Source organism: Pseudomonas paraeruginosa (genome assembly GCF_003025345.2).
GTDB classification, from domain to species: Bacteria; Pseudomonadota; Gammaproteobacteria; order Pseudomonadales; family Pseudomonadaceae; genus Pseudomonas; species Pseudomonas paraeruginosa.
The window spans coordinates 1,938,845-1,963,816 of the sequence record NZ_CP020560.1 but is presented as its reverse complement, the minus strand read 5'-3'; the positions used below and the strand labels follow the sequence as shown (position 1 = coordinate 1,963,816).

The following is a 24,972-nucleotide window of genomic DNA, read 5'->3' as shown; positions in this document are numbered from 1 at the left end:
GGTGCTTGCTGTCCGCTCGTCCAGCCATGTGTGGACGGACGCTCCCCGGCAGCAGCGGATCGAACCAGTATTAACAAGCTCGAATGATTCTACAAATCTGTGGGTAAGTATCTTTTACAGATAGTGTTTTATCAACAACTCACCCAGGAGCACGGCGCTCAGCGCCGCACCTTTTCGCACATTATCAGACACAATCCACAAATTGACCTGACAGGGATCACCCTGCCCCGCCCTCACCCGGCCGACATAGATCTCGTCCTGACCGAGGGCGTCGCCGACCACCGTCGGATAATCGCCGTCGCCCACCCACTCGATGCCTTTCGTCGCCTCGAGGATCGCGGTCAGCGCCGCCAGGTCCACCGGCTCCGCGCATTGCAGGGTGACGCTGAGGCTGTCGCCGAAGAACACCGGCGCCTGGATGCATGTGACGTTCAGCGGCCCGACGCGCTCGCCGAGCAGGGCCCGCACCTCGGCGAAGATGCGCCGCTCGATCTCGCTATGCCCCTGGGCATCCACCGCGCCGACCTGGGCCAGCAGGTTGAACGCCACCTGGCGGTCGAACAGGCGCGGCTCCAGTGGCCGCGCATTGAGCAGCTCGGCGGTCTGCCGGGCCAGTTCCCGGACCCCTTCGCGCCCCCGGCTGGACACCGAGAGGCAGGCCGTCAGGTTCAACTGCCGGCAGTCCAGGGCGCCAAGCAGCGGGTTGAGCACTTCGCACAACTCGGCGGCCGGCGCGCAGGGACTCGACAGCATGAACGGGGCCTGCAGCCCGGCCAGCCGCTGCTCGTTGACCGAAGCCATGACCAGCGGCGCGCGCGCGGCCTCCAGGGCGCCGCTCAGATCGATCACCGAACAGCCCGCCGCGTGGGCGCGCTCGGCGTGCGCGCGGGACACCTCGGCGCCCGCGGCGAAGAAGGCCAGGCCGACGCTGGAGAAGTCGAAGGCGGCGATGTCGCCGACCCGCAGGCTGCTTTCGGCGAAGCCCATGCGCTGCCCGGCCGACTCGGCGCTGGCCAGCAGATGGAGACGATGCAGGGGGAAATCACGCTCGTCGAGGAGCCCGACCAGAGCCTCGCCGACCGAACCGGTGGCGCCTACGACTGCGACATTGAGGGGCTGGGACATGGGAAAAGCCTCGGCGGTCTGCGAAATAGGCGTGGCACTTTACTTGCCCACCCTCGCCCAGGCAATCGAGGCGCCGCCCATTGCGGGCGACGCCGGATCGGTCAGCGCTCCAGCAGGATGCGCAGCATGCGCCGCAGCGGCTCGGCGGCGCCCCACAGCAGTTGGTCGCCAACGGTGAAGGCGCCCAGGTACTGGGAGCCCATGTTCAGCTTGCGCAGGCGCCCGACCGGAACGCCGAGGGTCCCGGTGACGGCCGCCGGGGTCAGTTCACGCATGCTCACCTCGCGGTGGTTCGGCACCAGCTTGACCCAGGGGTTGTGCTGGCTGATCAGGCCTTCGATGTCGGTCAGCGGCACGTCCTTGTTCAGCTTGATGGTCAGCGCCTGGCTGTGGCAGCGCATGGCGCCGACGCGCACGCAGATGCCGTCGACCGGGATCGGGTTCTTGAAGCGGGCGAGGATCTTGTTGGTCTCCGCCTGGGCCTTCCACTCCTCGCGGCTCTGCCCGTTGGGCAGTTCCTTGTCGATCCAGGGGATCAGGCTGCCGCCCAGCGGCGCGCCGAAATGCTCGGTGGGGAAGGCTTCGCTGCGCAGGGTCTCCGCCACCTTGCGGTCGATGTCGAGGATCGCGCTGGCCGGGTTGGCCAGCTCATCGGCCACCGAGGCGTGGGCGGCGCCCATCTGCTTGAGCAGCTCGCGCATGTTCTGTGCGCCGGCGCCGGACGCGGCCTGGTAGGTCATCGCGCTCATCCACTCGACCAGGCCCGCCTCGAACAGGCCGCCCAGGGCCATGAGCATCAGGCTGACCGTGCAGTTGCCGCCGATGTAGTTGCGGGTGCCGGCGTCCAGGGCCTGGTCGATGACCTTGCGGTTGACCGGGTCGAGGACGATCACCGCGTCGTCCTCCATGCGCAGGCTGGAGGCGGCATCGATCCAGTAGCCCTGCCAACCGGCCTCGCGCAGCCTGGGGAAGACTTCGCTGGTGTAGTCGCCGCCCTGGCAGGTCAGGATCACGTCGAGGGTCTTCAGTTCGTCGATGCTGTAGGCGTCCTTCAGCGGAGCGATGTCCTTGCCCACTTCCGGGCCCTGGCCGCCGACGTTCGACGTGGTGAAGAACACCGGCTCGATCAGGTCGAAGTCCCGCTCTTCCAGCATCCGCTGCATGAGCACGGAACCCACCATCCCGCGCCAACCGATCAGACCTACACGCTTCATCGCAACTACACCTATATGAGAGAAGTGAGCTGGCCGGCAGCCATCGTGGCGCCGACCAAGCCCGTCAGATTACAGATTCTTGAGTGCCGCGACTACGGCATCGCCCATTTCCCGGGTGCCGACCTTGCGGCAGCCTTCGGACCAGATGTCGCCGGTGCGCAACCCCTGGTCGAGGACCTTGCTCACCGCCTGCTCGATGGCGTCGGCGGCGGCAGCCTGGCCGAAGCTGTAGCGCAGCATCATCGAGACCGAGAGGATGGTCGCCAACGGGTTGGCGATGCCCTGGCCGGCGATGTCCGGGGCCGAACCATGGCAGGGCTCGTACATGCCCTTGTTGTTCGCGTCGAGCGAGGCAGACGGCAGCATGCCGATGGAACCGGTCAGCATGGAAGCCTCGTCCGACAGGATGTCGCCGAACATGTTGTCGGTGACCATCACGTCGAACTGCTTGGGCGCGCGCACCAGCTGCATGGCGGCATTGTCCACGTACATGTGGGAAAGCTCGACGTCCGGATAATCCTTCGCCACCTCCTCCACCACTTCCCGCCACAGCTGGCTGGAGGCGAGCACGTTGGCCTTGTCCACCGAGCAGAGCTTCCTGCCGCGCACGCGGGCCATGTCGAAACCGACCCGGGCGATGCGGCGGATCTCGCTCTCGCTGTAGGGCAGGGTGTCGTAGGCCTGCCTTTCACCGTTGTCCAGCACGCGCTGCTCGCGGGGCTGACCGAAGTAGATGCCGCCGGTCAGCTCGCGAACGATGAGGATGTCCAGCCCGGCGACCACGTCCGGCTTCAGGCTGGAGGCGTCGGCCAGTTGTGGATAGAGGATGGCCGGACGCAGGTTGGCGAACAGGCCCAGTTGCGAGCGGATCTTCAGCAGGCCGCGCTCGGGACGGATGTCGCGCTCGATCCGGTCCCACTTCGGCCCGCCCACGGCCCCCAGCAGCACCGCGTCGGCCTGGCGCGCACGCTCCAGGGTCGCGTCGGCCAGCGGCACGCCGTGCTTGTCGATGGCCGCGCCGCCGATCACGTCCTCGGTCAGTTCGAAGCCGAGCTGGAACCTGTCGTTGGCCACCTCCAGCACCTTGACCGCTTCCGCCATGATTTCCGGGCCGATACCGTCGCCGGGGAGAACCAGGATCTGCTTGCTCATAACACCCTCTTGTCCTTCATGCATTGAAGGGCGGACATGCGCCGCCGTGATCGAACCGTCACTCCCGACGCAGCCACAGCACCAACACGTCGGTGCTGAACGAGCCGTCGTCGGCAATCTCGAAATACTCCCTGACTTCCTCGCCGACCGCCAGTTGCAGGCTGCGGATGGCCTCGCGGAATACCTCCGGCGTGCGCATCCGCTCGACCCACGAGCGGAACTCCAGGCGCAGGCGCTGGCGCCGGCTGCCGGTGACCACCAGACCCGCCTCGCCGCTCAGTCGCGCCCACTCGGCCGGCGAATAGTTGCGCACGTGACTGGTGTCGCGGAGCATCTCGACTGTCTGCAGGAAAGTATCCGGCAAGGCCTGGCCGGGCGCCGCCACGTCGACGAAGATCGCCACCCCGCCGGGCTTGAGCACCCGCCGCACCTCGCGCAGGGCCAGGCCGACGTCGCGCCAGTGATGAGTGGAATAGCGGCTGAAGACGAAATCGAAGTCGCCGTCGGCGAACGGCAGGCTTTCCGCCCTGCCCCGCTCGGTACGGATATTCGCCATGCCCCTTTGCGCGGCGCTCTGCGCGACCACGGCGAGCATCTCGGCGGAGAGGTCGTAGGCCACCACCTCCCCGACCAGGGCGGCGACCTGGAAGCTCACGTGGCCGGCGCCGCAACCCAGGTCCAGGACCCGCGCCTCCGGCCGCCCGGCCAGGGCGTCGCGCAGCACGGCGAATTCCTCGCCCCCGGCATGCACGGCGCTGCTCAGGTAGGCCGAGGCCTGGGCACCGAATTGGCGCTGCACAACATCATCATGGTCGCTCATGGCTCTGCTCCGGGAGAAAAACCGGGCGCTACCCGCGAGGGGCAGCGCCCGGCAAGGGGACTCGCGCGTCGCTCAGCGGAACAGCCAGGGCTGCTGCTGGCGGTAGCCGCTCTCGAAAGCGCGGATCGCGTCCGCGTCCTGCAGGGTCAGGCCGATGTCGTCGAGACCGTTGAGCAGGCAATGCTTGCGGAACGGATCGACCTCGAAACCCAGCACCTTGCCGTCAGGACGGGTAACGGTCTGCGCCGCCAGGTCGATGGACAACTGGTAGCCTTCGTTCGCCTCGACCTGGCGGAACAGTTCGTCCACTTCGGCCTCGGCCAGGATGATCGGCAGCAGGCCGTTCTTGAAACTGTTGTTGAAGAAAATGTCGGCATAGCTCGGTGCGATCACCGTGCGGAAACCATACTCGTCCAGCGCCCAGGGCGCGTGCTCGCGGGACGAGCCGCAACCGAAGTTCTCCCGCGCCAGCAGCACGCTGGCGCCCTGGTAGCGCGGCTGGTTGAGGACGAAGTCCGGGTTCAGCGGGCGTTTCGAGTTGTCTTGGCCGGGCTGGCCGACATCCAGGTAGCGCCATTCGTCGAACAGATTGGGGCCGAAGCCGGTGCGCTTGATCGACTTGAGGAATTGCTTGGGAATGATCTGGTCGGTATCGACGTTGGCGCGATCCAGCGGAGCGACGAGACCGGTCGTCTGGGTATAGGGTTTCATCTCGGTTCTCCTCAGGCGAGCAATTCGCGGACATCGATGAAGCGGCCGTTGACGGCCGCGGCGGCGGCCATCGCCGGGCTGACCAGGTGAGTGCGGCCACCGGCGCCCTGGCGGCCCTCGAAGTTGCGGTTGGAGGTCGACGCGCAGTGTTCGCCGCTCTCCAGCCGGTCCGGGTTCATCGCCAGGCACATGGAGCAGCCCGGTTCGCGCCACTCGAAGCCGGCCTCGATGAAGATCCGGTCCAGGCCTTCTTTCTCGGCCTGCTCCTTGACCAGGCCGGAGCCCGGCACCACCAGCGCCTGCTTGATGGTCGCGGCGACCTTGCGGCCCCTGGCCACTTCGGCGGCGGCGCGCAGGTCCTCGATCCGCGAGTTGGTGCAGGAACCGATGAACACCCGGTCGAGCTGGATGTCGGTGATCGCCTGGTTCGGCTGCAACCCCATGTACTTCAGGGCGCGCTCGATCGAGCCACGCTTGATCGGGTCGCTCTCGCGGGCCGGGTCGGGCACGTTCTGGTCGACCGCCAGGACCATCTCCGGCGAGGTGCCCCAGCTGACCTGCGGCTTGATCTGCGCGGCGTCCAGCTCGACCACGGTATCGAAACGGGCGTCGGCGTCCGACACCAGACCCTGCCAGCAGGCCACGGCCTGTTCCCACTGCTCGGCGCTCGGCGCGAACGGGCGGCCCTTCACGTAGTCGATGGTCTTCTGGTCGACAGCGACCAGGCCGACGCGGGCGCCCGCCTCGATCGACATGTTGCAGATGGTCATCCGCCCTTCGATGGACAGGTCGCGGATGGCGCTGCCGGCGAACTCGATGGCGTGGCCGTTGCCGCCGGCAGTGCCGATCCTGCCGATCACCGCGAGGACGATATCCTTCGCCGTGACCCCGGCCGGCAGCTTGCCTTCGACCTTGACCAGCATGTTCTTCATCTTCTTCGCCACCAGGCACTGGGTCGCCAGCACGTGCTCGACCTCGGAGGTGCCGATGCCATGGGCCAGCGCGCCGAAGGCGCCATGGGTGGAGGTGTGCGAGTCGCCGCAGACCACGGTCATCCCCGGCAGGGTCGCGCCCTGCTCCGGGCCGACCACGTGGACGATGCCCTGGCGCACGTCGTTCATCTTGAATTCGGTGATGCCGAAGTCGTCGCAGTTCTCGTCGAGGGTCTGCACCTGCAGGCGCGAGACCTCGTCGGCGATGGCGGCGAGGCCGCCCTTGCGCTCGGTGCGGGTGGTCGGCACGTTGTGGTCCGGGGTGGCGATGTTGGCGTCGATCCGCCACGGCTTGCGCCCGGCCAGGCGGAGACCCTCGAAGGCCTGCGGCGAGGTCACTTCGTGCAGGATATGGCGGTCGATGTAGATCAGCGCCGAGCCGTCGTCGCGCTGCTTGACCAGGTGCATGTCCCAGAGTTTGTCGTAGAGGGTCTTGCCGGCCATCGGGATGTCCTCATCAGCTCAATTCTATGCCCACAGGGCTTGTGAGGATGATCCTATGGCCTGGCAAGGAATAACTCAAATTCATATTTTTCATCCAAAGCATTCCTAAAAGGAATGTCTTGCGGCTAAGCTGCGGACAGCCGAAACCAGCGGAGCCCCGCGATGGACCTGAACAGCCTCGACACCTTCATAGCCATTGCCGAAACCGGCAGCTTCTCCGAAGCCGGCGAGCGCCTGCACCTGACCCAACCGGCGGTGAGCAAGCGCATCGCCGCCCTGGAACAGCAGCTCAACGCCCGCCTGTTCGACCGGGTCGGCCGCGAGGTCAATCTCACCGAGGCTGGCCGCGCCCTGCTGCCGCGCGCCTACCAGTTGCTCAACGTGCTCGACGACACCCGCCGCGCGTTGAACAACCTCACCGGCGAGGTCAGCGGCCGCCTGGTCCTGGCCACCAGCCATCACATCGGCCTGCACCGCCTGCCGCCGCTGCTGCGCGCCTTCACCCGGGCGCATCCGCAGGTGGCGCTGGACATCCAGTTTCTCGATTCGGAAGTGGCCTACGAGGAAATCCTGCACGGCCGTGCGGAACTGGCGGTGATCACCTTGGCACCGGAAACCGCCCAACCGGTGCACGCGGTACCGGTGTGGGACGACCCGCTGGACTTCGTCGCCGCCCCGGAGCATCCGCTGGCCCGCCAGGGCACGGTGTTCCTCGCCGACGTCGCCAAGCACCCGGCGGTGTTCCCCGGCGGCAACACCTTCACCCACCATATCGTGCGGCGCATGTTCGAGGCCGAGGGGCTGACGCCGAACATCGCCATGAGCACCAACTACCTGGAGACCATCAAGATGATGGTCTCCATCGGCCTGGCCTGGAGCGTGCTGCCGCGGACCATGCTCGACGACCAGGTGGTGCGCCTGCCGTTGCAGGATATCCAGCTCAGCCGCCAGCTCGGCTACATCCTGCACACCGAGCGGACCCTGTCGAATGCCGCGCGGGCCTTCATGCGCCTGCTCGACGAACAGGCGCTGGCCGCCCCGCCGCTACGCCCCTGAGCCCGCCCTCTTCAGGCCGGCCGCGGCGGCGCGGCCAGCCGGCCCAGGCGCAGTCCGCCGAGCAGCACCGCGGCGATCAGCAGGAAGCCGAGATAGCCGAAGAACGGATAGACCTTGCCCACCAGGCTGACGAAACCCAGCAGGCTGCAAACGAAGGCCAGCAGCGCGGCGGCGACGGAGCCGTAGCGGAAACGCCGGGTGCCCGCCGGCAACAGCCGCGCGGTGAACGAATAGAGGGTTCCGACGGCGGTGTTCAGCAACATCCCGAGGATGATCAACGCCATCAGCAGGCCCAGTAGTGGCGAAGCCTCGCCGGCCAGCGCAAGCATCGGCATCGGCTCCGTCGCCAGGCTGTCCAGGCGCGCCAGCAGGCCAAGGCCCATCACCAGCATCAACAGGCCGAGCGTGGCACCGCCAAGAACCCCGCCCCAGGTCGCGACCCGCTCGCCACGGGCGGCGCCGCCCATGATGGCGAGAATCGGTACCCCTGCGACGATATTGTAGGAAACGTAAAGGATAGCCCCCAGCCACCACTGGCTGGCGCCAGCGCGCTGCTGCGCGGCGACGCGGTCGAGTTCGGCGAAGCTCAGCTCGCGGGAAGACAGGCCATACAGCGAGACCAGCACGGCCATCAGCAGCAACAACGGCGTCACCGCGCCGATCAGGGTAATCACCCGTTGCACGTCCAGGCACACCACCAGCGCCACCAGCCCGCTCACCAGCATCCCGCCGTACAGCGCCGGGATGCCGAACTGCTGCTCCAGCAGGGCGGCGCCGCCGGCCAGCATCACCACGGTCACGGCAAACATGAAGAACGTCACCATCAGGTCCACCGCCCTCCCCAGCCGGCGCCCGCAGATGGCTTCCACCACATCCTTGTGCGAACTCGCCCGCAGGCGCGCGCCCATGTTGGCCAGAAGCATTCCCAGCACGGTGAACAGCGCCGCCGCCAGCATCGCGCCGGCCAGGCCCCAGGTACCGAAGTTGACGAAGAACATCAACAGTTCCTGGCCGGACGCGAATCCGGCGCCCACGATCACGCCGACGAACGCCCCTGCGATCCTCAGTACATCTTTCATCCCGTCGCCCTCTCGTTGTTATTGTCCGGCGCAGATCTTCAGTGCCTCATGGCATCGCGCGCACTCAGCCCTCGCCAACCCAGGCCTGTACCTCCACCTCCACGTCCACGCCCAGGGCGAGCCCGGCGGTCACCGTCGAACGCACCGGCAGCGCCCCCTGCACGTAGCGCTGGTAGACCTCGTTGAAGCCGGCGAAGTGAGCCATGTCCGACAGCCACACGGTGACCTTCACCACCTGGTCGAAGCGCGCCCCGCAGCTTTCCAGGGTCTCGCCGATGCGCGCCATCACCGCTTCGGTCTGCGCCTGGATATCGCCGCGCACCACCTCGCCACCCGCGCTCATCGGTACCTGCCCGGAGAGGAAGAGGAAACCGCCGGCGCGCACCGCGCGGGAAAACGGGAACGGCAGGCTGCTGGGGTAACGCTGGATCTCGTTGCTCATGGGATATCTCCTGTGGATGGACTCGCAAAAGCCTCAGCGTAGACGCGCCGGACCGAGCCGCTCGGGCTCCACGCCTTCGGCGCGCAACCCGGCCGGCAGCGTCTCCTCGAGCAGCAACGCCCGGGCCAGGCGCGCCACACCGTCGGCCGACTGAATGCCATAGCCGCCCTGGGCGGCCAGCCAGAAAAAGGCGGGCTGCGACGGGTCGCGACCGATCACCAGGTCGCCATCGGCGACGAAGGAGCGCAATCCGGCCCAGGCGTGCCCGGGGCGGCGGATGCGCAGACGGCTGACTTGCTCGATGTGATGCACGCCCAGGGCGATATCCAGCTCCTCCGGCTGGACATCCTGCGCTGGCACCGGATCGGCGTTGGCCGGCGAACCCAGCAACTGCCCGGCGTCCGGCTTGAAATAGAAGCTTTCGTCGATGCCGATCACGGCTGGCCAGGCGGCGATGTCGGCACCTTCCGGAGGCTCGAAGGTGAAGGCGGTCCGCCGGCGCGGCTGCAGTCCCACCGGCGGTATGCCGCAGAGCTCGGCAACCTGGTCGGCCCAGGCCCCGGCGGCGTTCACCAGGCAGGCACCCTGCAGCTCCCGGCCGTCGCCCAGGCGCAGGCGCCAGCCCTCGCCGCAAGCCTCGGCTGCCAGCAGCTCGGCCGAACACAGCAGCTCCCCGCCGCGCTGGCGCATGCCGCGCAGGTAGCCCTGGTGCAACGCGTGCACATCGAGGTCGCGGGCGTCAGGCTCATAGAGGGCGCCGGCGATCCGCCGCGGATCGAGACACGGCGCGCGGCGCAGGGTCTCCGCGGCGTCGATCCGCTGCACGCCGGGGATTCCGGCGCGCGCCTCCAGTTCCGCCGCCTGTTCGTGAGTCGCCACATAGAGGCAACCACGCTCGGCCAGCAGCGGATGCTCGCTGAACCCGGCCGGCGGCCGTTCATAGAAAGCCCGGCTGGCACGGGTCAAAGCCTGGATCTGGGGAGTGCCGTAGGCCTCCATGAACATCGCCGCGGAACGCCCGGTCGAGTGGTAGCCGGGCTGGCTTTCACGCTCCAGCAGCAGCACCCGGCCCGCGTCCGCCAGGTAATAGCCGAGCGAAGCGCCGGCGATCCCCGCCCCGACGATCACATAGTCGTAACGCTGCACTTCGTTCACGGGCATCCCTCGAAAATTCTCACATAAGAGAAATCTAAGATATGAGAATTTCTCCGTCAACCAGCCGTCGCGTAAACTGGTCGCCCCGACCACGAGGCATTCCATGAGCGACGCAGGGAACCCATCCAGTACCGGCCAGCAACAACAGTTGCAACGCAAGGAGATCGGCGCCCGCCTGCGGGCGATCCGCAAGCGCCACGAGCTGACCCTCAAGCAACTGTCAGAGCGTTCCGGCGTGGCCCTCTCTACCCTGTCGAAGATGGAACTGGCCCAGGTCTCGGTGAGCTACGAGAAACTGGCAGCCGCGGCCCGCGCGCTGGAAGTCGACATCGCCCAGATCTTCCGCGCCGCGCCGCCGCCGGCGGACGCCCCCGGGCAGGTGACCGTGGTGCACGGCGGTGTCGACGACGCGACCGGCTACAACACCGGCAGCTACGAATACCATCCGCTGGCCGGCGATTTCCCGCGACGCAGCATGACCCCGCTCTATGCGCGGATCATCGCCCGCGAACGGCGCGAGTTCGACGACTACATCCGTCACCCTGGCCAGGAATTCGCCCTGGTGCTGTCCGGCCGGGTACGCATCCAGTTCGAGAATGGCGAGTCGGTCAGCGTCGGGCCACGGGAAACCGCCTATTTCGATAGCAGCATCGGCCATATCTACCTGGCCGAAGGCGAAGACGCAGAGGCCGAGGTCATGGTGGTCATGTCCGAACGCTGAGGGAAACTCCGACCGCACAGGAAGGGGCGGCATGAAAAAAGGCGCCCGAAGGCGCCTTTTTTCGATCACCGCTGACGGTTACTGGTTGTCCAGTGCCGGGCGCTGGCCATTGATGGCGATACGCTTCGGCTTGGCTTCTTCCGGAACCAGCCGCACCAGGTCGATGTTCAGCAGGCCGTTGGCCAGCGAAGCCGCCTTGACCTCGATATGGTCGGCGAGGCGGAACGACAGCTTGAAGGCGCGCTGGGCGATGCCCTGGTGCAGGTAGGTCACGTTGTCCGTGGACTTCTCGCGCTTGCCGCCACTGACGGTCAGCACGCCGCGCTCGACCTGCAGGTCCAGGTCTTCTTCCTGGAAGCCGGCGGCGGCGATGACGATACGGTACTGGTCGTCACCGTGCTTCTCGACGTTATAGGGCGGGTAGGAACTGCCGGCCTCATTGCGCAGGGCCGACTCGAACAGATCATTGAAGCGATCGAAGCCTACGGAATGGCGGAACAGCGGGGCGAGGGAAAAAGCGTTGCTCATTGCGAATCTCCTGAATTATCAGCAAGTACTCTGGTGCGGAACCCGTCTTCGGCATCCCGCACGAACTAGATAGGGGTAGCGGGAAATATTTCAAGAGTCTTGAGAACGACCGTTCGTCGTGCTCAGATCGACCCTCATCCTTTCGAGAACAGACGCCATGGAACGCGCGATCCCGACTTTCCCCTGCCGCGACCTCGACAGCACCAGCGCCTTCTACCAGTCTCTCGGCTTCCACCTTGGCGCTCGCTATCCGGCCTACGCCATCCTCCAACGCGGCGCACTGGAGCTGCACCTGTCGCTGGTCGAAGCGCTCGAACCGACGACCAATTGCAGCGCTGCCTACCTGCGCCTGGAGGATGCCCAGGCACTGCATCGCCAGGCCGAGGCCCTCGGCCTGGGCGGCCAGGGAATTCCACGCCTCACGGCCCTGGAAGACCAACCCTGGGGTATGCGCGAATTCGCCCTGGTCGATCCCGACGGCAACCTGCTGCGGATCGGCCAGGAACTCGATGCGACGCCAGAGCAACACCAGGTTCGCCTGGCCAGCGCAGAGGACGTCCCGGCGGTGGCCGCGCTCTGGCAAGCCAATGTCCGCGAAGCCGGGGAAACCCTGGATGCCGGTGACCAGCAGGCGATCCACGCGCTGCTCCTGGCCGCCTCGCGCAACCGCTTGCTCTGGCTGGCGGAAGCCCAGCAGCATCCCCGCGGTTTCGTCCTCGCCCACCTCTGGCAGATCGAGGACGGCCAGGCCCGGGTCGGCGAGATCGCCGAGCTCTACGTGTTGCCGCACGCGCGCCGGCAGGGCCTGGCCCGCGGACTGGTGGCCAGCGCCGAGCAGGCCCTGCGCTCGCGCGGCGCCGGCCTGATCCGCGCGCAATCGGCTCTCGACGCGCCGCTGTCCAATCTGTTCTGGCAGGGCCTGGGCTGGGACGCCGACTACCTGACCTTCACTCGCTACTGACCTGGAGAGCGTCGCCATGCGCAACGTCATGCTGATCACCGGTGCCAGCCGCGGTATCGGTGCCGCTACCGCCCTGCTCGCCGCCGAACGCGGCTATGCGGTCGTTCTCAACTACCTGCGCAACCGCGAGGCCGCCGAAGCGCTGCGCCAGCGCATCGAGCACCAGGGCGGCGAAGCCCTGGCGGTGGCGGCCGACGTCGCCGAGGAGCACCAGGTGCTGCGACTGTTCGAGGCTATCGACCAGCGTTTCGGCCGCTTCGACGTATTGGTGAACAACGCCGGCATGCTGGAGCCGCAGATGCGCCTGGAACACATGGACGCGGCACGCCTGCGACGGGTCTTCGCGACCAACGTGACCGGCAGCTTCCTCTGCGCCCGCGAGGCGGTGAAGCGCCTGTCGACCCGCCATGGCGGGCGCGGCGGCAGCATCGTCAACGTATCCTCCATGGCCTCGCGACTGGGATCGCCCAACGAATACATCGACTATGCCGCCGCCAAGGGCGCCATCGACAGCATGACCATCGGTCTGGCCAGGGAAGTCGCGGCGGAGGGTATCCGGGTCAACGCGGTGCGGCCCGGACTGATCGATACCGAGATCCACGCCAGCGGCGGCGAGCCGGGACGAGTGGAACGCCTGAAGAGCGGCATTCCGCTGGGGCGCGGCGGCGAAGCCGAGGAAGTCGCGCGGGCGATCCTCTGGCTGGCCTCGGACGAAGCCAGCTACAGCACCGGGACCTTCATCGACGTCAGCGGCGGGCGCTAGGTCCCGAACGAACCCTAGGCCGCCTGGCTGAACGACACCTGCAGCAGCCGATCGATGGTCTCGCAATCGCTTTCCCGGCGGATCTGCGCGAACAGCTCGGCGGCCTCGGGATAGGTACGGGTGAGCATGCCCAGCCACTGTTTGAGGCGCCCCGGCGCATAGCGCGGCGCCAGCTTGCGCCGGGCCTGCAACCAGAAATCGCGGAGCAGCGGCAGCAACTCGCTCCAGGGCATCTCGCGGATCTCGCCGCCGTCGCGCCAGGCGGCGATCTGCCGAGCCAGGCCAGGACGCGAGACCAGTCCGCGACCGAGCATGATGTCCTCGACCCCGCTGATCTCGCGACAACGCAGGTAGTCGTCGAGGGTCCAGACCTCGCCATTGGCGAAGACCGGCACGCGCACCGCCTCGGCCACCCGCGCCACCCATTCCCAGTGCGCCGGCGGCTTGTAGCCGTCGACCTTGGTCCTGGCATGCACCACGACATGGGCCGAGCCGCCGTCGGCCAGGGCCCGCGCGCAATCCAGGGCGCCGTCGGGACTGTCGTAGCCCAGGCGCATCTTCGAGGTCACCGGAGTCTCGCCCGGCACCGCGCGACGCACGGCGGCGACGATGTCGTGCATCAGCTCCGGCTCCTTGAGCAACACCGCGCCACCGCGCGAGCGGTTCACGGTCTTGGCCGGACAACCGAAGTTCAGGTCGATCACCGGGGCGCCCAGCTCACAGGCGAACGCGGCGTTATCCGCCAGGCACGCCGGATCTGAGCCGAGCAGTTGGACACGCATCGGCGTCCCGGCGCGAGTCCGGCTGCCGTCGCGCAACTCCGGCGCCAGCTTGTGGAAAGCCGTGGCCGGCAGCAGGCGATCGGTGATGCGGATGAATTCGGTGACGCACCAATCGATGCCGCCGACGCGGGTCAGCACGTCGCGGAGGATTTCATCCACCAGACCTTCCATCGGCGCCAGGGCGATTTGCACGAACCACTACCTCGAAAATGACAGGCGGCGGATTCTAGAGAATCCGCCGCCCGGAACAAAGTGCGAATGCCTGCCGACCGACGTGCAGCGGGTCAGGCGCCGGCGAGCAGAGCCTGGCCGTAGCCGTCGATGAATTCCGCCGGCATCCGCTTCGGCTTGCCGCTGGACAGTTCGATGCAGACGAAGGTGGTCTGCGCCCGCAGCAGCGTGGCGCCATCCGCCGGGCGTACCAACTGGAAGCGCCGGTTCATCCGCAGGCGCTGGTCGGACTCGACGATCCAGGTCGCCAGTTGCAACTCGTCGCCCTCGTAGGCCGCCGCCAGGTAATCGATCTCGTGCCGGACCACCGCCATCGCCCGGTTCAGCCGGCGGTATTCGGCCAGATCCAGGCCCAGGCGCTGGGAATGGCGCCAGGCGCAGCGCTCCAGCCAACTGACGTAGACGGCGTTGTTCGCATGGCCGAGTCCGTCGATGTCCTCGGCGAGGACGCGGAGGTCGATCACGAACGGCTCGGCATAATCCCAGTTCATCAATGCGGCTCCAGGCTGCCGGCCAGGTCGCGCGCTTCCCTGGCCAGTTGGGTGATCTGGTCCCAGGCGCGCGCCCGGATCAGACTGGGGGCGCCAGCCAGGTGCCGCCGACGCAGGCGACGTTGGGCAGGCGCAGGAAATTCAGCAGGTTGTCCAGGTTCACCCCGCCGGTCGGGCAGAAGCGAATACCGGTGAACGGCCCCTTCAGGCTTTTCAGCATTTTCACACTGGCAGTGCCATCGGCCGGAAACAGCTTCAGCGAGCGATAACCGTACTCCAGCGCCAGCAACACTTCCGAAGGTGTCATCACCCCGGGCAGGTATGGCAGGCCGGCATCCTCGGCGGCGGCGGCAAGGCGCGGCGTGCATCCGGGACTGACGGCGAACTGTGCGCCCGCGTCGCGCGCCTCGAGGAACTGCTCGGTGTGGATCAGGGTACCCGCCCCCAGCAGGACTTCGGGCACCTCGCGATGGATGGCGGCGATCGCGTCCAGCGCCTGCGGCGTGCGCAGCGTCACTTCCAGCACCGTGACGCCACCCGCATACAACGCGCGCGCCAGGTCGGGCGCCAGCGCCACGTCCTCGATCACCAGCACCGGCAATACCGGGCTGGCCTGTAGCAGGACCCGATCCAGCGGCAATGTCATGGGCATTCCTCGATTCGAAACGGTTCGCCGCGCCGGAACGCTCCGCGCGGGCCACAGCGCTTTTTACCGAAGAACCGAGGTCAGGACAACGACAAGCCCTCTGCCACGCGCCTCAGGAAGCGCTCGTCGCCTTTTCCACACGCAGGCAAGCGCGCATCGCCGGGCGCTCCTCGAGCAGCGCCAGCAGCGACTCGCTCAACCTGCGCTCGCCGAGCAGCCGGTGGTGCCCGCCGCCCGGCAAGCGCAGCAAGCGACTGCCCGGCCAGGCGGCATGGATGCGCTCGGCATTTTCCACCGCGACGCGCGCGTCGTCGTCGGCATGCACCACCAGTCCGGGCATTTCCAGACGGTAGCGCGCCACGTCCAGGCTCGCCGCGGGAATGCCTGCCTGGCGCTCGACCAGGCGGATGAAATGCGAGCGGGCCAGGGCCGGCAAACCGACGAAACGAGCGAACAGGCGCAACTGTTCGAGAATCCGCGACGGCGCCGAGACCGTCACCAGCGCCTCGCTGCGCAGCCCCATCTGGGCCGCCAGCAACGCCGCCGCGCCACCCAGGGAGTGACCGACCACCGCACGCAGCGGCGGCAACTCGCCAGCGGCCTCCAGCAAGGCATGGGCGAACAGCACCACATGCGCCTCGCGGCCCGGCGAACGGCCATGGGCCGGCGCATCGAGGGCGAACACGCAATAACCCGCGCCAACCAGTTGCTCGATCAGATGGGCGAACTGCGTCGGCCGGCCGCCCCAACCATGCAGCAGCAATACCGCCGGCCCCTCCCCCCAGCGCAACGCCGACAGCCCGAAGCGCAGGGTGACGCGCTCCGAGCTGGCCAGCAGCGGTAGCTCCCAATCCTTCGGCGGCCACTCGCCGGGCATCATGAATGCCCGCCGCATACGCTCGGCCGTCCAACGCGGCGCGATGCGTCCGATCGTCCCGTTGAAGCCGCGAATCCAGGCCAGGCTGCTCATCTCGCACCTCCTCAGTTCACCGCCTGCTTGGCGGCACGCAGAACCCGGTCGGACAGCTCGCCCGGCCCCAACGCCCGGGCCAGTGCCAAACCGCCGATCATCAACACCAGATCGGCCAGGGCGACGTCGGCTTCCTCGGGACTTTCCGCCAGGCTGGCAACCATGATCTCGACATGCCTGCTCAAGACCTCGCGAAACCCTTCCGGCAGGCGCGCCACCTCGGCCAGGGTCGCCGGTAGCGGACAACCGGCGTCGACCTGAGCGTCCCGATGCTTGCGCGACAGGTAGAAGGCGGCCGCCAAGGCCCGGCGCTCCTTCCCCGACAATCCGGGGTCGAGCTCGCCGAGCAGTTCGCGACGCTTGCCGAGCAATTGCTCGAACGCCTCGAGCATCAGCGCATCCTTGCTCTGGAAGTGGGCATAGAAGCCGCCGACGGTGAGCCCCGCCGCGCCCATCACTTCCCCAACGCTAGGCTCGACGGCGCCCCGCTCGAGCAAGGCCTGGGTGGCGGCACCAAGGATGCGGGCACGGGTCTGGGTTTTCTTGTCGCTCATGACGGCCTCCGAAAATATTATGAATAAAATATTATACTCATAATAAAAATCGGCAAACACATGGCCGCACCGCCTGTCAGAAATTCGGAAAGGGAAAAAACAAAAGGGCCATTCCAATTCGGAATGGCCCTATAGAGCCCCGCAGAGCGGGAAAAAGTGGCGTCCCCTAGGGGACTCGAACCCCTGTTACCGCCGTGAAAGGGCGGTGTCCTAGGCCACTAGACGAAGGGGACAATGAAACCTTCGAAAAGTAAGGCCAGCGATGCTGGCCTTGGAATGTGGTGGAGCTAGACGGGATCGAACCGTCGACCTCTTGCATGCCATGCAAGCGCTCTCCCAGCTGAGCTATAGCCCCGAATTCGCCATCAGGCGGGCGATCCTCGGATCGCTTCGACGACCTTCCGATCGTCGACACGCTCATCCATTGCTGGGACGGATGAACATGAAGTGGCGTCCCCTAGGGGACTCGAACCCCTGTTACCGCCGTGAAAGGGCGGTGTCCTAGGCCACTAGACGAAGGGGACGTAACCTTCGTAGGAATCCGCAAAACCGACCGCGTATTCCCGGCAATTTGGTGGAGCTAGACGGGATCGAACCGTCGACCTCTTGCATGCCATGCAAGCGCTCTCCCAGCTGAGCTATAGCCCCAAAGTACCGCTGGATCGCTTCACTTCGTTGAGTTCGTCGTGAAGACGGGGCGCATACTAAGGGTGAGGCTCGAGGCTGTCAACATTATTTTTCATCGAAACCTAAAAATTTTTATCGGAAGAACAATCACTTACCTCCCCTCCCGAAAAAACGAGGCCCGCAACCGGGCGGGCCTCGTGATAGGAATCGGCAAGCCGGTCAGCCGGGAATGGCGTCGCGGATCTTCTCCCACTCCTTGGTTTCCTTCTTCGACGCCCCGCCCAGCAGCTCCAGGGCCTGGCGCAGGCGATAGCGCGACAGGTCGGCGCCGAGGATCTCCATGGCGTCCAGCACCGAGACCGAGCTGGCGTGGCCGGTGATGGCCGGGAACATCAGCGGCATCACGTCGCGCAGCTTGAGCTGCAAGTGCTCGGCGACCGCCTGGATGCAGCCGGTGATGCGCTCCTTCTCCCACTGGCGCAGGGACTCGAGCTTCCACAGCACCAGTTGCAGGACCTGGCGGACCTGGGTCGGATCGAGCTTCTTGTGTTCGAACAGCGAAGCGTCCAGCGGCACCCCGCCGCTGAAGAAGAAGCCGGCCAGCGGCGCGATCTGGCTGAAGTTCTCCACCCGTCCCTGCACGTGCGGAGCGATCTTCATCAGGTACTCGGGATTCAACGCCCACTTCTGCACCTCACGGGCGAACTCTTCCACGGACTGCTCGCGGATCCACTGCCCGTTCAGCCAGGAGAGCTTCTCCAGGTCGAAGATCGGTCCGCCCAGGGAGACGCGCGACAGGTCGAAATGCTCGATCATCTCGGCGAGGGTGAATTTCTCGCGCTCGTCCGGCATCGACCAGCCCATCCGCCCGAGGTAGTTGAGCAGCGCCTGCGGCAGGTAGCCCATGCGCTCGTAGAAGGTGATAGAGGTCGGGTTCTTGCGCTTGGACAGCTTGCTCTTGTCCGGGTTGCGCAGCAGCGGCATGTAGCACAGCTGCGGCTGTTCCCAGCCGAAATACTCATAGAGCTTGATCAGCTTGGGCGCCGACGGCAGCCACTCTTCGCCGCGCAGGACGTGGGTGATGCCCATCAGGTGGTCGTCGACCACGTTGGCGAGGAAGTAGGTCGGCAGGCCGTCGGCCTTCATCAGCACCTGCATGTCCATGCGGTCCCAGGGGATCTCGACGTTGCCGCGAAGCATGTCCGGCACCACGCAGACACCCTCGGTCGGCACCTTCATGCGAGTGACATGGGACTCGCCGGCGGCGACGCGGCGCTGCACCTCGTCCTTCGGCAGGTGCATGCAGTGGCCGTCGTAGCGCGGGGTCTCCTTGCGCGCCATCTGCTCGGCGCGAACCGCATCGAGGCGCTCGGGGGTGCAGAAGCAGGTGAAGGCGTGGCCCTTCTCGACCAGCTCGTCCGAGTACTTCTTGTAGATGTGCCCGCGCTCGCTCTGCCGGTAAGGGCCGTGCGGCCCGCCGACGTCCGGGCCCTCGTCCCACTCGATGCCGAGCCAGCGCAGGGCGTCGAAGATCTGCTGCTCGGATTCCCGCGTCGAACGCAGCTGGTCGGTATCCTCGATGCGCAGGATGAACTGGCCGCCGTGCTGACGGGCGAAGCACAGGTTGAACAGCGCGATGTATGCGGTACCGACGTGCGGGTCGCCCGTCGGCGACGGGGCGATGCGAGTACGAACAGTGGTCATGGAGATTCTCTTGCCAAGCGGAAGTGAAAACGAAAACTCAGGGGCGCGATGTTATCAGGCGGGCCGCCTCGGGCTCCAGTAAACGGCCGCTGTCGGCCGGCAGGCGGCTGATCAGGAAATCGAGGAAGGCCTTGACCTTCATTGCCTGGAAGCGCCGCGACGGATAGACCGCGTACAGCTCACCCACCGGCAGTGGCACGTCCGGCAGCAGGCGCACCAGGCGCCCGTTGCGCACGCTCTCCTCGCAGATGAGTGCCGGCAGCGCGGCAATGCCCGCGCCGGCGACCACCGCCTCGCGGGCGAAGGTGATGTTGTTGCAGGACAGTACCCGCTGGCAGGGCAGGCTGTCGCCGGACAGCGGCCAGTAGCGCTGCGAGTCGGTGGACAACAGCACCGCGCGATGTCCGGCGAGTTCGGCCACCGAGCCGGGCGTACCGTGCTCGGCCAGGTAGCCGGGGCTGGCGCAGAGCCAGCGCCCGGTGGCCAGCAGGCGACGGGCGACCAGAGTCGAGTCCTCGGGCTGGCCGACCATGATCACGATGTCGACGCCTTCCTGCAGCGGATCGACGCTGCGCGAGGCCAGCTCGACTTCGGCGGTGATCAGCGGGTACTGGCGCATGAAATCTCCCAGCAGCCCGGCGAGGAACATCTGCCCGAATTCGATCGGCGAAGTGATCCGCAGCAATCCGGAGGGCGCCTGCTGCAATTGCATCACTGCCTGCTCGGCCTCGGCGAAATCGTGCATGATCTGCCGGCAGCGCTCGTAGTAGGCCTGCCCCACTTCGGTCAGGCGCAACTTGCGGGTGGTGCGATTGAGCAGCCGCACGCCCAGGCGCTCCTCCAGCAGGGCGATGCGCCGGCTCACCGTGGACTTCTGCATGCCCAGGCTCTGCGCGGCCTGGGTGAAGCTGTGGTACTCCACCACGCGGGTGAAGATCAGCGCATCATCAAGCCCCATTATTGTTCCCTATAAGCAACAAAGAGTCCGAAGTGTAGCGCCTATAACGTCCGGCGGAACACTGCTAGATTGGCCGAATTTTGCCGACGGAACACTCCACCCATGCCCGCCCAACTCAAACGTCGCCTGACCGTCTTCCTGGTGGCCGTCGGCCTGATCGCCCTGGCCTTCTTCCTGCACTGGTGGTTCGTCGGCCGCCACGTGGAAAGCACCGACAACGCCTACGTCCAGGGCGAGATCACGCGGGTGGCCAGCCAGTTGGGCGCACGGGTCGAGGAAGTCCTGGTGCGCGACAACCAGCACGTGGACAAGGGCCAGCTACTGGTACGCCTGGAAGACGCCGACTTCAAGCTCGCCGTCGAGCGCGCCCAGGCCGCGCTGGCGACCCGCGAGGCGGAACTGGCCCAGGCGCGCAGCAAGCTGGTGCAGCAGAGCAGCCTGATCGCCGCCAGCGCCGCCGACGTCAACGCCAGCCAGGCAACCCTCGGTCGCGCACAGATCGACCTGAACCGTGCCGAAGCCCTGCGCAAGCCCGGCTACGTTTCCGAGGAACGGGTCACTACCCTCACCGCCGACAACCATGTTGCCCGCTCGCAACTGGCCAAGGCCCGCGCCGACCTCGAGGCCCAACGCGTCCAGCGCGACACCCTGGGCGCCGAGATCAAGCGCCTGGAAGCGCAGATCGCCAGCGCCCGCACCGAACTGGCGCAAGCCGAGATCAACCTGTCACGCACCCTGATCCATTCGCCGATCAGCGGCCTGGTCGGCCAGCGCAGCGCGCGCAACGGCCAGTACGTGCAGGTGGGTACCCATTTGCTGTCGCTGGTGCCGGACGAGGACATCTGGGTCCAGGCCAACTTCAAGGAAACCCAGGTCGGCCGCATGCGCGACGGACAGAAGGCGCGCCTGACCTTCGACGCCTTCCCCGACACGCCTATCGACGGCCGCATCGACAGCCTGTTCGCCGCTTCCGGCGCGCAGTTCAGCCTGCTGCCACCGGACAACGCCACCGGAAACTTCACCAAGGTGGTGCAGCGCATCCCGGTGAAGATCGTGTTCGACGCCGACAACCCGCTGCATGGCCGCATCCGCCCCGGTATGTCCGTCGAAGCCGAGGTCGAGCTCCGTGACCGCTGAGGCGCTGGCCCGGCCGCTTGGCGAACCGACCCGGCGCGACTGGATCGCGGTGCTCAGCGCCATGCTCGGCGCATTCATGGCGGTGCTCGACATCCAGATCACCAACTCCTCGCTGAAGGACATCCAGGGCGCGCTGGCGGCGACCCTCGAGGAAGGCTCGTGGATTTCAACCTCCTACCTGGTGGCGGAGATCATCATGATCCCGATGACCGCCTGGCTGGTGCAACTGCTCTCGGCACGGCGCCTGGCGGTAATGATCTCGGTGGGCTTCCTGGTGTCCTCGCTGCTCTGCTCGTTCGCCTGGAACCTGGAAAGCATGATCGTGTTCCGCGCCATGCAGGGTTTCACCGGCGGCGCGCTGATTCCGCTGGCGTTCACCCTGGCCCTGGTCAAGTTGCCGGAACACCACCGCCCCAAGGGCATGGCGCTGTTCGCCATCACCGCCACCTTCGCGCCCTCCATCGGACCGACCCTGGGAGGGTGGCTGACGGAAAACTTCGGCTGGGAATACATCTTCTATATCAATGTGCCGCCGGGCCTGCTGATGATCGCCGGGCTGCTCTACGGCCTGGAGAAAAAGGCGCCGCACTGGGAGCTGCTGAAGAGTACCGACTACGCCGGCATCGTCACCCTCGGCATCGGCCTGGGCTGCCTACAGGTATTCCTCGAGGAAGGTCACCGCAAGGACTGGCTGGAGTCGCAACTGATCGTCAGCCTCGGCAGCGTCGCCCTGTTCAGTCTGGTCCTGTTCGTCATCCTGCAGCTGTCGCGGCCGAACCCGCTGATCAACCTGGGCATCCTGCGCAACCGCAACTTCGGCCTCGCGAGTATTTCCAGCATCGGCCTGGGCATGGGCCTGTACGGCTCGATCTACGTACTGCCGCTGTACCTGGCGCAAATCCAGGGCTACAACGCCATGCAGATCGGCGAGGTGATCATGTGGATGGGCATTCCCCAGCTGTTCCTGATCCCGCTGGTTCCGAAGCTGATGAAGCTGGTCTCGCCACGCCTGCTCTGCGCCGCCGGCTTCGGCCTGTTCGGCCTTGCCAGCTTCTTCTCCGGGGTGCTCAACCCGGACTTCGCCGGACCGCAGTTCAACCAGATCCAGCTACTGCGCGCCCTCGGCCAGCCGATGATCATGGTGACCATTTCGCTGATCGCCACCGCCTTCCTGCAGCCACAGGACGCCGGCTCGGCCTCGAGCCTGTTCAACATCCTGCGCAACCTCGGCGGAGCCATCGGCATCGCCCTGCTCGCGACCCTGCTCGACAGTCGCGCCAAGGTGTACTTCGACTATCTGCGCGAAGCCCTGGTGCCGACCAACCCGCAGGTCGACGAACGCCTCGCGCAACTGGCCGCGCAACTGGGCAGCCAGCAGGCGGCGCTGGGCAAACTCAGCGAGATCACCCACCAGCAGGCGATGATCATGGCCTACAACGATGCTTTCCATGTCATCGGCATCGTTCTCGCCGTGAGCATGCTCGCGGTGCTGCTCACCCGCTCGCTGCCGGTCGGCAGCGGCGCCCGCGCCGACGCCGGGGCGCACTGAGGATCAGACGTTGACCAGGCGCTCGCGCAGCGTCTGGATCTCGTCGCGCAGTTGCGCCGCGGCTTCGAACTCCAGGTCGCGAGCCAACTGGTACATCTTTTCCTCCAGCTGGCGGATGCGCTTGCTGATCTCGCTCGGCGAACGCAGTTCGTTGTCGTAGCGCCCGCTCTCCTCCGCGACCTTGGCCACGCCCTTGCGCTTGCCGCGCGCGCCGGGCACCACCGCGCCCTCGAGGATGTCCTTGATGTCCTTGCGCACGCCCTTGGGCACGATGCCGTGGGCTTCGTTGAAGGCGATCTGCTTGGCCCGCCGCCGCTCGGTCTCGTCGATCGCGCGCTGCATCGAGCCGGTGACGTTGTCGGCGTAAAGAATCGCCTTGCCGTGCAGGTTGCGCGCGGCACGACCGATGGTCTGGATCAGCGAGCGCTCCGAGCGCAGGAAACCTTCCTTGTCCGCGTCGAGGATCGCCACCAGCGATACCTCCGGCATGTCCAGGCCCTCGCGCAGGAGGTTGATTCCCACCAGCACGTCGAAGGCGCCGGAGCGCAGGTCGCGGATGATCTCCACCCGCTCGACGGTATCGATGTCCGAGTGCAGGTAGCGGACCCGCACGTCGTGATCGCCGAGATAATCGGTGAGGTCTTCGGCCATGCGCTTGGTCAGGGTGGTCACCAGCACCCGCTCGTCCTTGGCCACGCGCTGGCGGATCTGCGACAGCAGGTCGTCGACCTGGGTCATCGCCGGGCGCACCTCGATCTCCGGATCGACCAGGCCGGTGGGTCGTACCACCTGTTCGATGACCCGCCCGGCATGCTCCGCCTCGTAGGGCCCGGGGGTCGCGGAAACGAAGATGGTCTGCGGACTCACCGCCTCCCACTCTTCGAAGCGCAGCGGCCGATTGTCCAAAGCCGAAGGCAGACGGAAACCGTATTCCACCAGGGTTTCCTTGCGCGAGCGGTCGCCCTTGAACATCGCGCCGACCTGCGGAACGCTGACGTGCGATTCGTCGATGACCAGCAGCGAGTTGGCCGGCAGGTAGTCATAGAGCGTTGGCGGCGGCTCGCCGGGGGCGCGCCCGGAAAGGTAGCGCGAGTAGTTCTCGATGCCGTTGCAGTAGCCCAGTTCGAGGATCATCTCCAGGTCGAAACGCGTGCGCTGCTCCAGGCGCTGCGCTTCCACCAGCTTGTTGTTGTTGCGCAGGTAGTCCAGGCGTTCCTTGAGTTCGGCTTTGATCTGGTCGACCGCCTCCAGCAGCGTCTCGCGCGGAGTCACGTAGTGGCTCTTGGGGTAGAAGGTGAAGCGCGGCAGCTTGCGGATCACCTCGCCGGTGAGCGGGTCGAAGGCCGAGAGACTTTCCACTTCGTCGTCGAACAGCTCGACACGGATCGCCTCGAGATCGGATTCGGCCGGGAAGATGTCGATCACGTCGCCACGCACACGGAAGGTCGCGCGGGCGAAGTCCATGTCGTTGCGGGTGTACTGCAGGCTGGTCAGGCGTCGTAGCAGCTCGCGCTGGTCGATGCGGTCGCCGCGGTCCAGGTGCAGGACCATCTTCAGGTACGAGGCGGGGTCGCCGAGGCCGTAGATGGACGACACGGTGGCGACGATGATCGCATCCGGCCGCTCGAGCAGCGCCTTGGTCGCCGACAGGCGCATCTGCTCGATGTGGTCGTTGATCGACGAGTCCTTCTCGATATAGGTATCGGAGGATGGTACGTAGGCCTCCGGCTGGTAGTAGTCGTAGTAGGAAACGAAGTACTCCACCGAATTATGCGGAAAGAACGTCTTGAACTCCCCGTAGAGCTGGGCCGCCAGGGTCTTGTTCGGCGCCAGGACCAGGGTCGGGCGCTGCACCTGGGCGATCACGTTGGCGATGCTGAAGGTCTTGCCCGACCCCGTCACTCCGAGCAGGGTCTGGTGCGAAAGCCCCGCCTCCAACCCCTCGACCATCTGCCGGATGGCCTCCGGCTGGTCGCCGGCGGGCTTGAAGCGCGAGTCGAGTTGGAACGTATCCATTGGAAACCTCGCAGGACCTGTGACGCCGCAGAAAATCGGGCGTCAGAAATAGCTGAAAGCATGCACCTAAATGTCGCAGCATGCATCAAGGGGTGTCTATAATAACCCCCCGTTTGCGCAACCCTTTGCGCCCCCGCACAACGG

The 24,972-nt window shown here is 66.4% G+C and carries 23 protein-coding genes, 4 tRNA genes and 1 pseudogene; 6 read left to right on the top strand and 22 right to left on the bottom strand.

What is annotated here, in order from left to right; genetic code table 11:
- Nucleotides 1-114 precede the first annotated feature (114 nt).
- The 6 genes from B7D75_RS09470 to leuC all read right to left on the bottom strand — a co-directional run bounded on the left by B7D75_RS09470 (nucleotide 115) and on the right by leuC (nucleotide 6,458).
- Entirely contained in the window at nucleotides 115-1,125 is a 1,011-nt protein-coding gene (locus B7D75_RS09470) for an aspartate-semialdehyde dehydrogenase (protein WP_058130127.1), read from the bottom strand.
- Nucleotides 1,126-1,226: 101 nt separating this feature from the next.
- Nucleotides 1,227-2,339: an aspartate-semialdehyde dehydrogenase gene (gene asd, locus B7D75_RS09465; RefSeq protein ID WP_012075055.1), complete on the bottom strand. Its 1,113-nt coding sequence runs from the start codon at nucleotides 2,337-2,339 to the stop codon at nucleotides 1,227-1,229.
- Nucleotides 2,340-2,408: 69 nt separating this feature from the next.
- On the bottom strand, nucleotides 2,409-3,491 hold the full coding sequence (gene leuB / locus B7D75_RS09460) for a 3-isopropylmalate dehydrogenase (protein WP_034078383.1): 1,083 nt from the start codon (nucleotides 3,489-3,491) through the stop codon (nucleotides 2,409-2,411).
- A gap of 58 nt (nucleotides 3,492-3,549) precedes the next feature.
- A complete protein-coding gene (locus tag B7D75_RS09455; RefSeq protein ID WP_043103296.1) occupies nucleotides 3,550-4,311 on the bottom strand; it encodes a class I SAM-dependent methyltransferase in 762 nt (253 codons plus the stop codon).
- A gap of 72 nt (nucleotides 4,312-4,383) precedes the next feature.
- Nucleotides 4,384-5,022, bottom strand: a complete 639-nt coding sequence (gene leuD / locus B7D75_RS09450) for a 3-isopropylmalate dehydratase small subunit (protein ID WP_034078382.1) — start codon at nucleotides 5,020-5,022, stop codon at nucleotides 4,384-4,386.
- 11 nt (nucleotides 5,023-5,033) lie between these two features.
- Nucleotides 5,034-6,458 carry a 3-isopropylmalate dehydratase large subunit gene (leuC, locus tag B7D75_RS09445; RefSeq protein WP_003155361.1) on the bottom strand — a complete coding sequence of 475 codons (1,425 nt, stop codon included), beginning with the start codon at nucleotides 6,456-6,458 and terminating at the stop codon, nucleotides 5,034-5,036.
- A 162-nt stretch (nucleotides 6,459-6,620) separates the two neighbouring features.
- Here leuC and B7D75_RS09440 point away from each other — a divergent pair, with 162 nt between their 5' ends.
- Nucleotides 6,621-7,514 (top strand): LysR family transcriptional regulator, encoded by an 894-nt coding sequence (locus tag B7D75_RS09440; protein ID WP_012075053.1) that lies wholly within the window; start codon nucleotides 6,621-6,623, stop codon nucleotides 7,512-7,514.
- Between the two features lie 11 nt (nucleotides 7,515-7,525).
- On the opposite strand, the gene B7D75_RS09435 is transcribed toward B7D75_RS09440, so the two are convergent.
- The 3 genes from B7D75_RS09435 to B7D75_RS09425 form a co-directional block, all read right to left on the bottom strand.
- Complete coding sequence (locus B7D75_RS09435; protein ID WP_043103298.1) at nucleotides 7,526-8,593, bottom strand: YkvI family membrane protein; 1,068 nt, start codon at nucleotides 8,591-8,593, stop codon at nucleotides 7,526-7,528.
- A 64-nt stretch (nucleotides 8,594-8,657) separates the two neighbouring features.
- Nucleotides 8,658-9,035, bottom strand: coding sequence for a RidA family protein (locus tag B7D75_RS09430; RefSeq protein WP_034078380.1), 378 nt, complete (start codon nucleotides 9,033-9,035; stop codon nucleotides 8,658-8,660).
- Nucleotides 9,036-9,068: 33 nt separating this feature from the next.
- On the bottom strand, nucleotides 9,069-10,196 hold the full coding sequence (locus B7D75_RS09425; RefSeq protein ID WP_079385067.1) for an NAD(P)/FAD-dependent oxidoreductase: 1,128 nt from the start codon (nucleotides 10,194-10,196) through the stop codon (nucleotides 9,069-9,071).
- 97 nt (nucleotides 10,197-10,293) lie between these two features.
- Here B7D75_RS09425 and B7D75_RS09420 point away from each other — a divergent pair, with 97 nt between their 5' ends.
- Entirely contained in the window at nucleotides 10,294-10,911 is a 618-nt protein-coding gene (locus B7D75_RS09420) for a helix-turn-helix domain-containing protein (protein ID WP_012075050.1), read from the top strand.
- 78 nt (nucleotides 10,912-10,989) lie between these two features.
- Here B7D75_RS09420 and B7D75_RS09415 read toward each other — a convergent pair whose 3' ends face one another.
- Complete coding sequence (locus tag B7D75_RS09415; protein ID WP_003156247.1) at nucleotides 10,990-11,439, bottom strand: Hsp20 family protein; 450 nt, start codon at nucleotides 11,437-11,439, stop codon at nucleotides 10,990-10,992.
- Between the two features lie 157 nt (nucleotides 11,440-11,596).
- Between B7D75_RS09415 and B7D75_RS09410 the strand changes: the two genes are divergently transcribed.
- Nucleotides 11,597-12,400 carry a GNAT family N-acetyltransferase gene (locus B7D75_RS09410; RefSeq protein WP_034078379.1) on the top strand — a complete coding sequence of 268 codons (804 nt, stop codon included), beginning with the start codon at nucleotides 11,597-11,599 and terminating at the stop codon, nucleotides 12,398-12,400.
- Nucleotides 12,401-12,416: 16 nt separating this feature from the next.
- Nucleotides 12,417-13,163 carry an SDR family oxidoreductase gene (locus tag B7D75_RS09405; protein WP_107113938.1) on the top strand — a complete coding sequence of 249 codons (747 nt, stop codon included), beginning with the start codon at nucleotides 12,417-12,419 and terminating at the stop codon, nucleotides 13,161-13,163.
- A 14-nt stretch (nucleotides 13,164-13,177) separates the two neighbouring features.
- Here B7D75_RS09405 and B7D75_RS09400 read toward each other — a convergent pair whose 3' ends face one another.
- The 11 genes and pseudogenes from B7D75_RS09400 to B7D75_RS09350 form a co-directional block, all read right to left on the bottom strand.
- Nucleotides 13,178-14,137 carry a tRNA dihydrouridine synthase gene (locus tag B7D75_RS09400; RefSeq protein WP_107113937.1) on the bottom strand — a complete coding sequence of 320 codons (960 nt, stop codon included), beginning with the start codon at nucleotides 14,135-14,137 and terminating at the stop codon, nucleotides 13,178-13,180.
- A 92-nt stretch (nucleotides 14,138-14,229) separates the two neighbouring features.
- Entirely contained in the window at nucleotides 14,230-14,667 is a 438-nt protein-coding gene (locus B7D75_RS09395) for an acyl-CoA thioesterase (RefSeq protein WP_012075047.1), read from the bottom strand.
- Nucleotides 14,667-15,313, bottom strand: a pseudogene (locus B7D75_RS09390) (bifunctional 4-hydroxy-2-oxoglutarate aldolase/2-dehydro-3-deoxy-phosphogluconate aldolase). The gene B7D75_RS09395 and the pseudogene B7D75_RS09390 overlap by 1 nt, the downstream one beginning before the upstream one ends.
- A gap of 112 nt (nucleotides 15,314-15,425) precedes the next feature.
- Nucleotides 15,426-16,283, bottom strand: coding sequence for an alpha/beta fold hydrolase (locus tag B7D75_RS09385; protein ID WP_003157992.1), 858 nt, complete (start codon nucleotides 16,281-16,283; stop codon nucleotides 15,426-15,428).
- 11 nt (nucleotides 16,284-16,294) lie between these two features.
- Nucleotides 16,295-16,837, bottom strand: coding sequence for a TetR/AcrR family transcriptional regulator (locus tag B7D75_RS09380; protein ID WP_003157993.1), 543 nt, complete (start codon nucleotides 16,835-16,837; stop codon nucleotides 16,295-16,297).
- Between the two features lie 157 nt (nucleotides 16,838-16,994).
- A tRNA-Glu gene (locus B7D75_RS09375) sits at nucleotides 16,995-17,070 on the bottom strand.
- A gap of 46 nt (nucleotides 17,071-17,116) precedes the next feature.
- Nucleotides 17,117-17,192, bottom strand: a tRNA-Ala gene (locus B7D75_RS09370).
- Between the two features lie 93 nt (nucleotides 17,193-17,285).
- Nucleotides 17,286-17,361 (bottom strand) — tRNA-Glu (locus tag B7D75_RS09365).
- Nucleotides 17,362-17,409: 48 nt separating this feature from the next.
- Nucleotides 17,410-17,485: transfer RNA gene (locus B7D75_RS09360), tRNA-Ala, on the bottom strand.
- 198 nt (nucleotides 17,486-17,683) lie between these two features.
- The gene (gene gltX / locus B7D75_RS09355) at nucleotides 17,684-19,168 is read right to left on the bottom strand and encodes a glutamate--tRNA ligase (protein WP_043103310.1); all 1,485 of its coding nucleotides are present in this window, start codon (nucleotides 19,166-19,168) and stop codon (nucleotides 17,684-17,686) included.
- Between the two features lie 37 nt (nucleotides 19,169-19,205).
- The gene (locus tag B7D75_RS09350; protein ID WP_033977391.1) at nucleotides 19,206-20,126 is read right to left on the bottom strand and encodes a LysR family transcriptional regulator; all 921 of its coding nucleotides are present in this window, start codon (nucleotides 20,124-20,126) and stop codon (nucleotides 19,206-19,208) included.
- Nucleotides 20,127-20,228: 102 nt separating this feature from the next.
- On the opposite strand from B7D75_RS09350, the gene B7D75_RS09345 reads away from it, so the two are divergent.
- Nucleotides 20,229-21,263, top strand: a complete 1,035-nt coding sequence (locus B7D75_RS09345; RefSeq protein ID WP_012075042.1) for an HlyD family secretion protein — start codon at nucleotides 20,229-20,231, stop codon at nucleotides 21,261-21,263.
- A 49-nt stretch (nucleotides 21,264-21,312) separates the two neighbouring features.
- Nucleotides 21,313-22,812: an MDR family MFS transporter gene (locus tag B7D75_RS09340; RefSeq protein ID WP_107114662.1), complete on the top strand. Its 1,500-nt coding sequence runs from the start codon at nucleotides 21,313-21,315 to the stop codon at nucleotides 22,810-22,812.
- A 3-nt stretch (nucleotides 22,813-22,815) separates the two neighbouring features.
- Here the strand turns inward: B7D75_RS09340 and uvrB are convergent, their stop codons facing one another.
- A complete protein-coding gene (gene uvrB / locus B7D75_RS09335) occupies nucleotides 22,816-24,828 on the bottom strand; it encodes an excinuclease ABC subunit UvrB (RefSeq protein ID WP_003150902.1) in 2,013 nt (670 codons plus the stop codon).
- Between the last annotated feature and the right edge of the window lie 144 nt (nucleotides 24,829-24,972).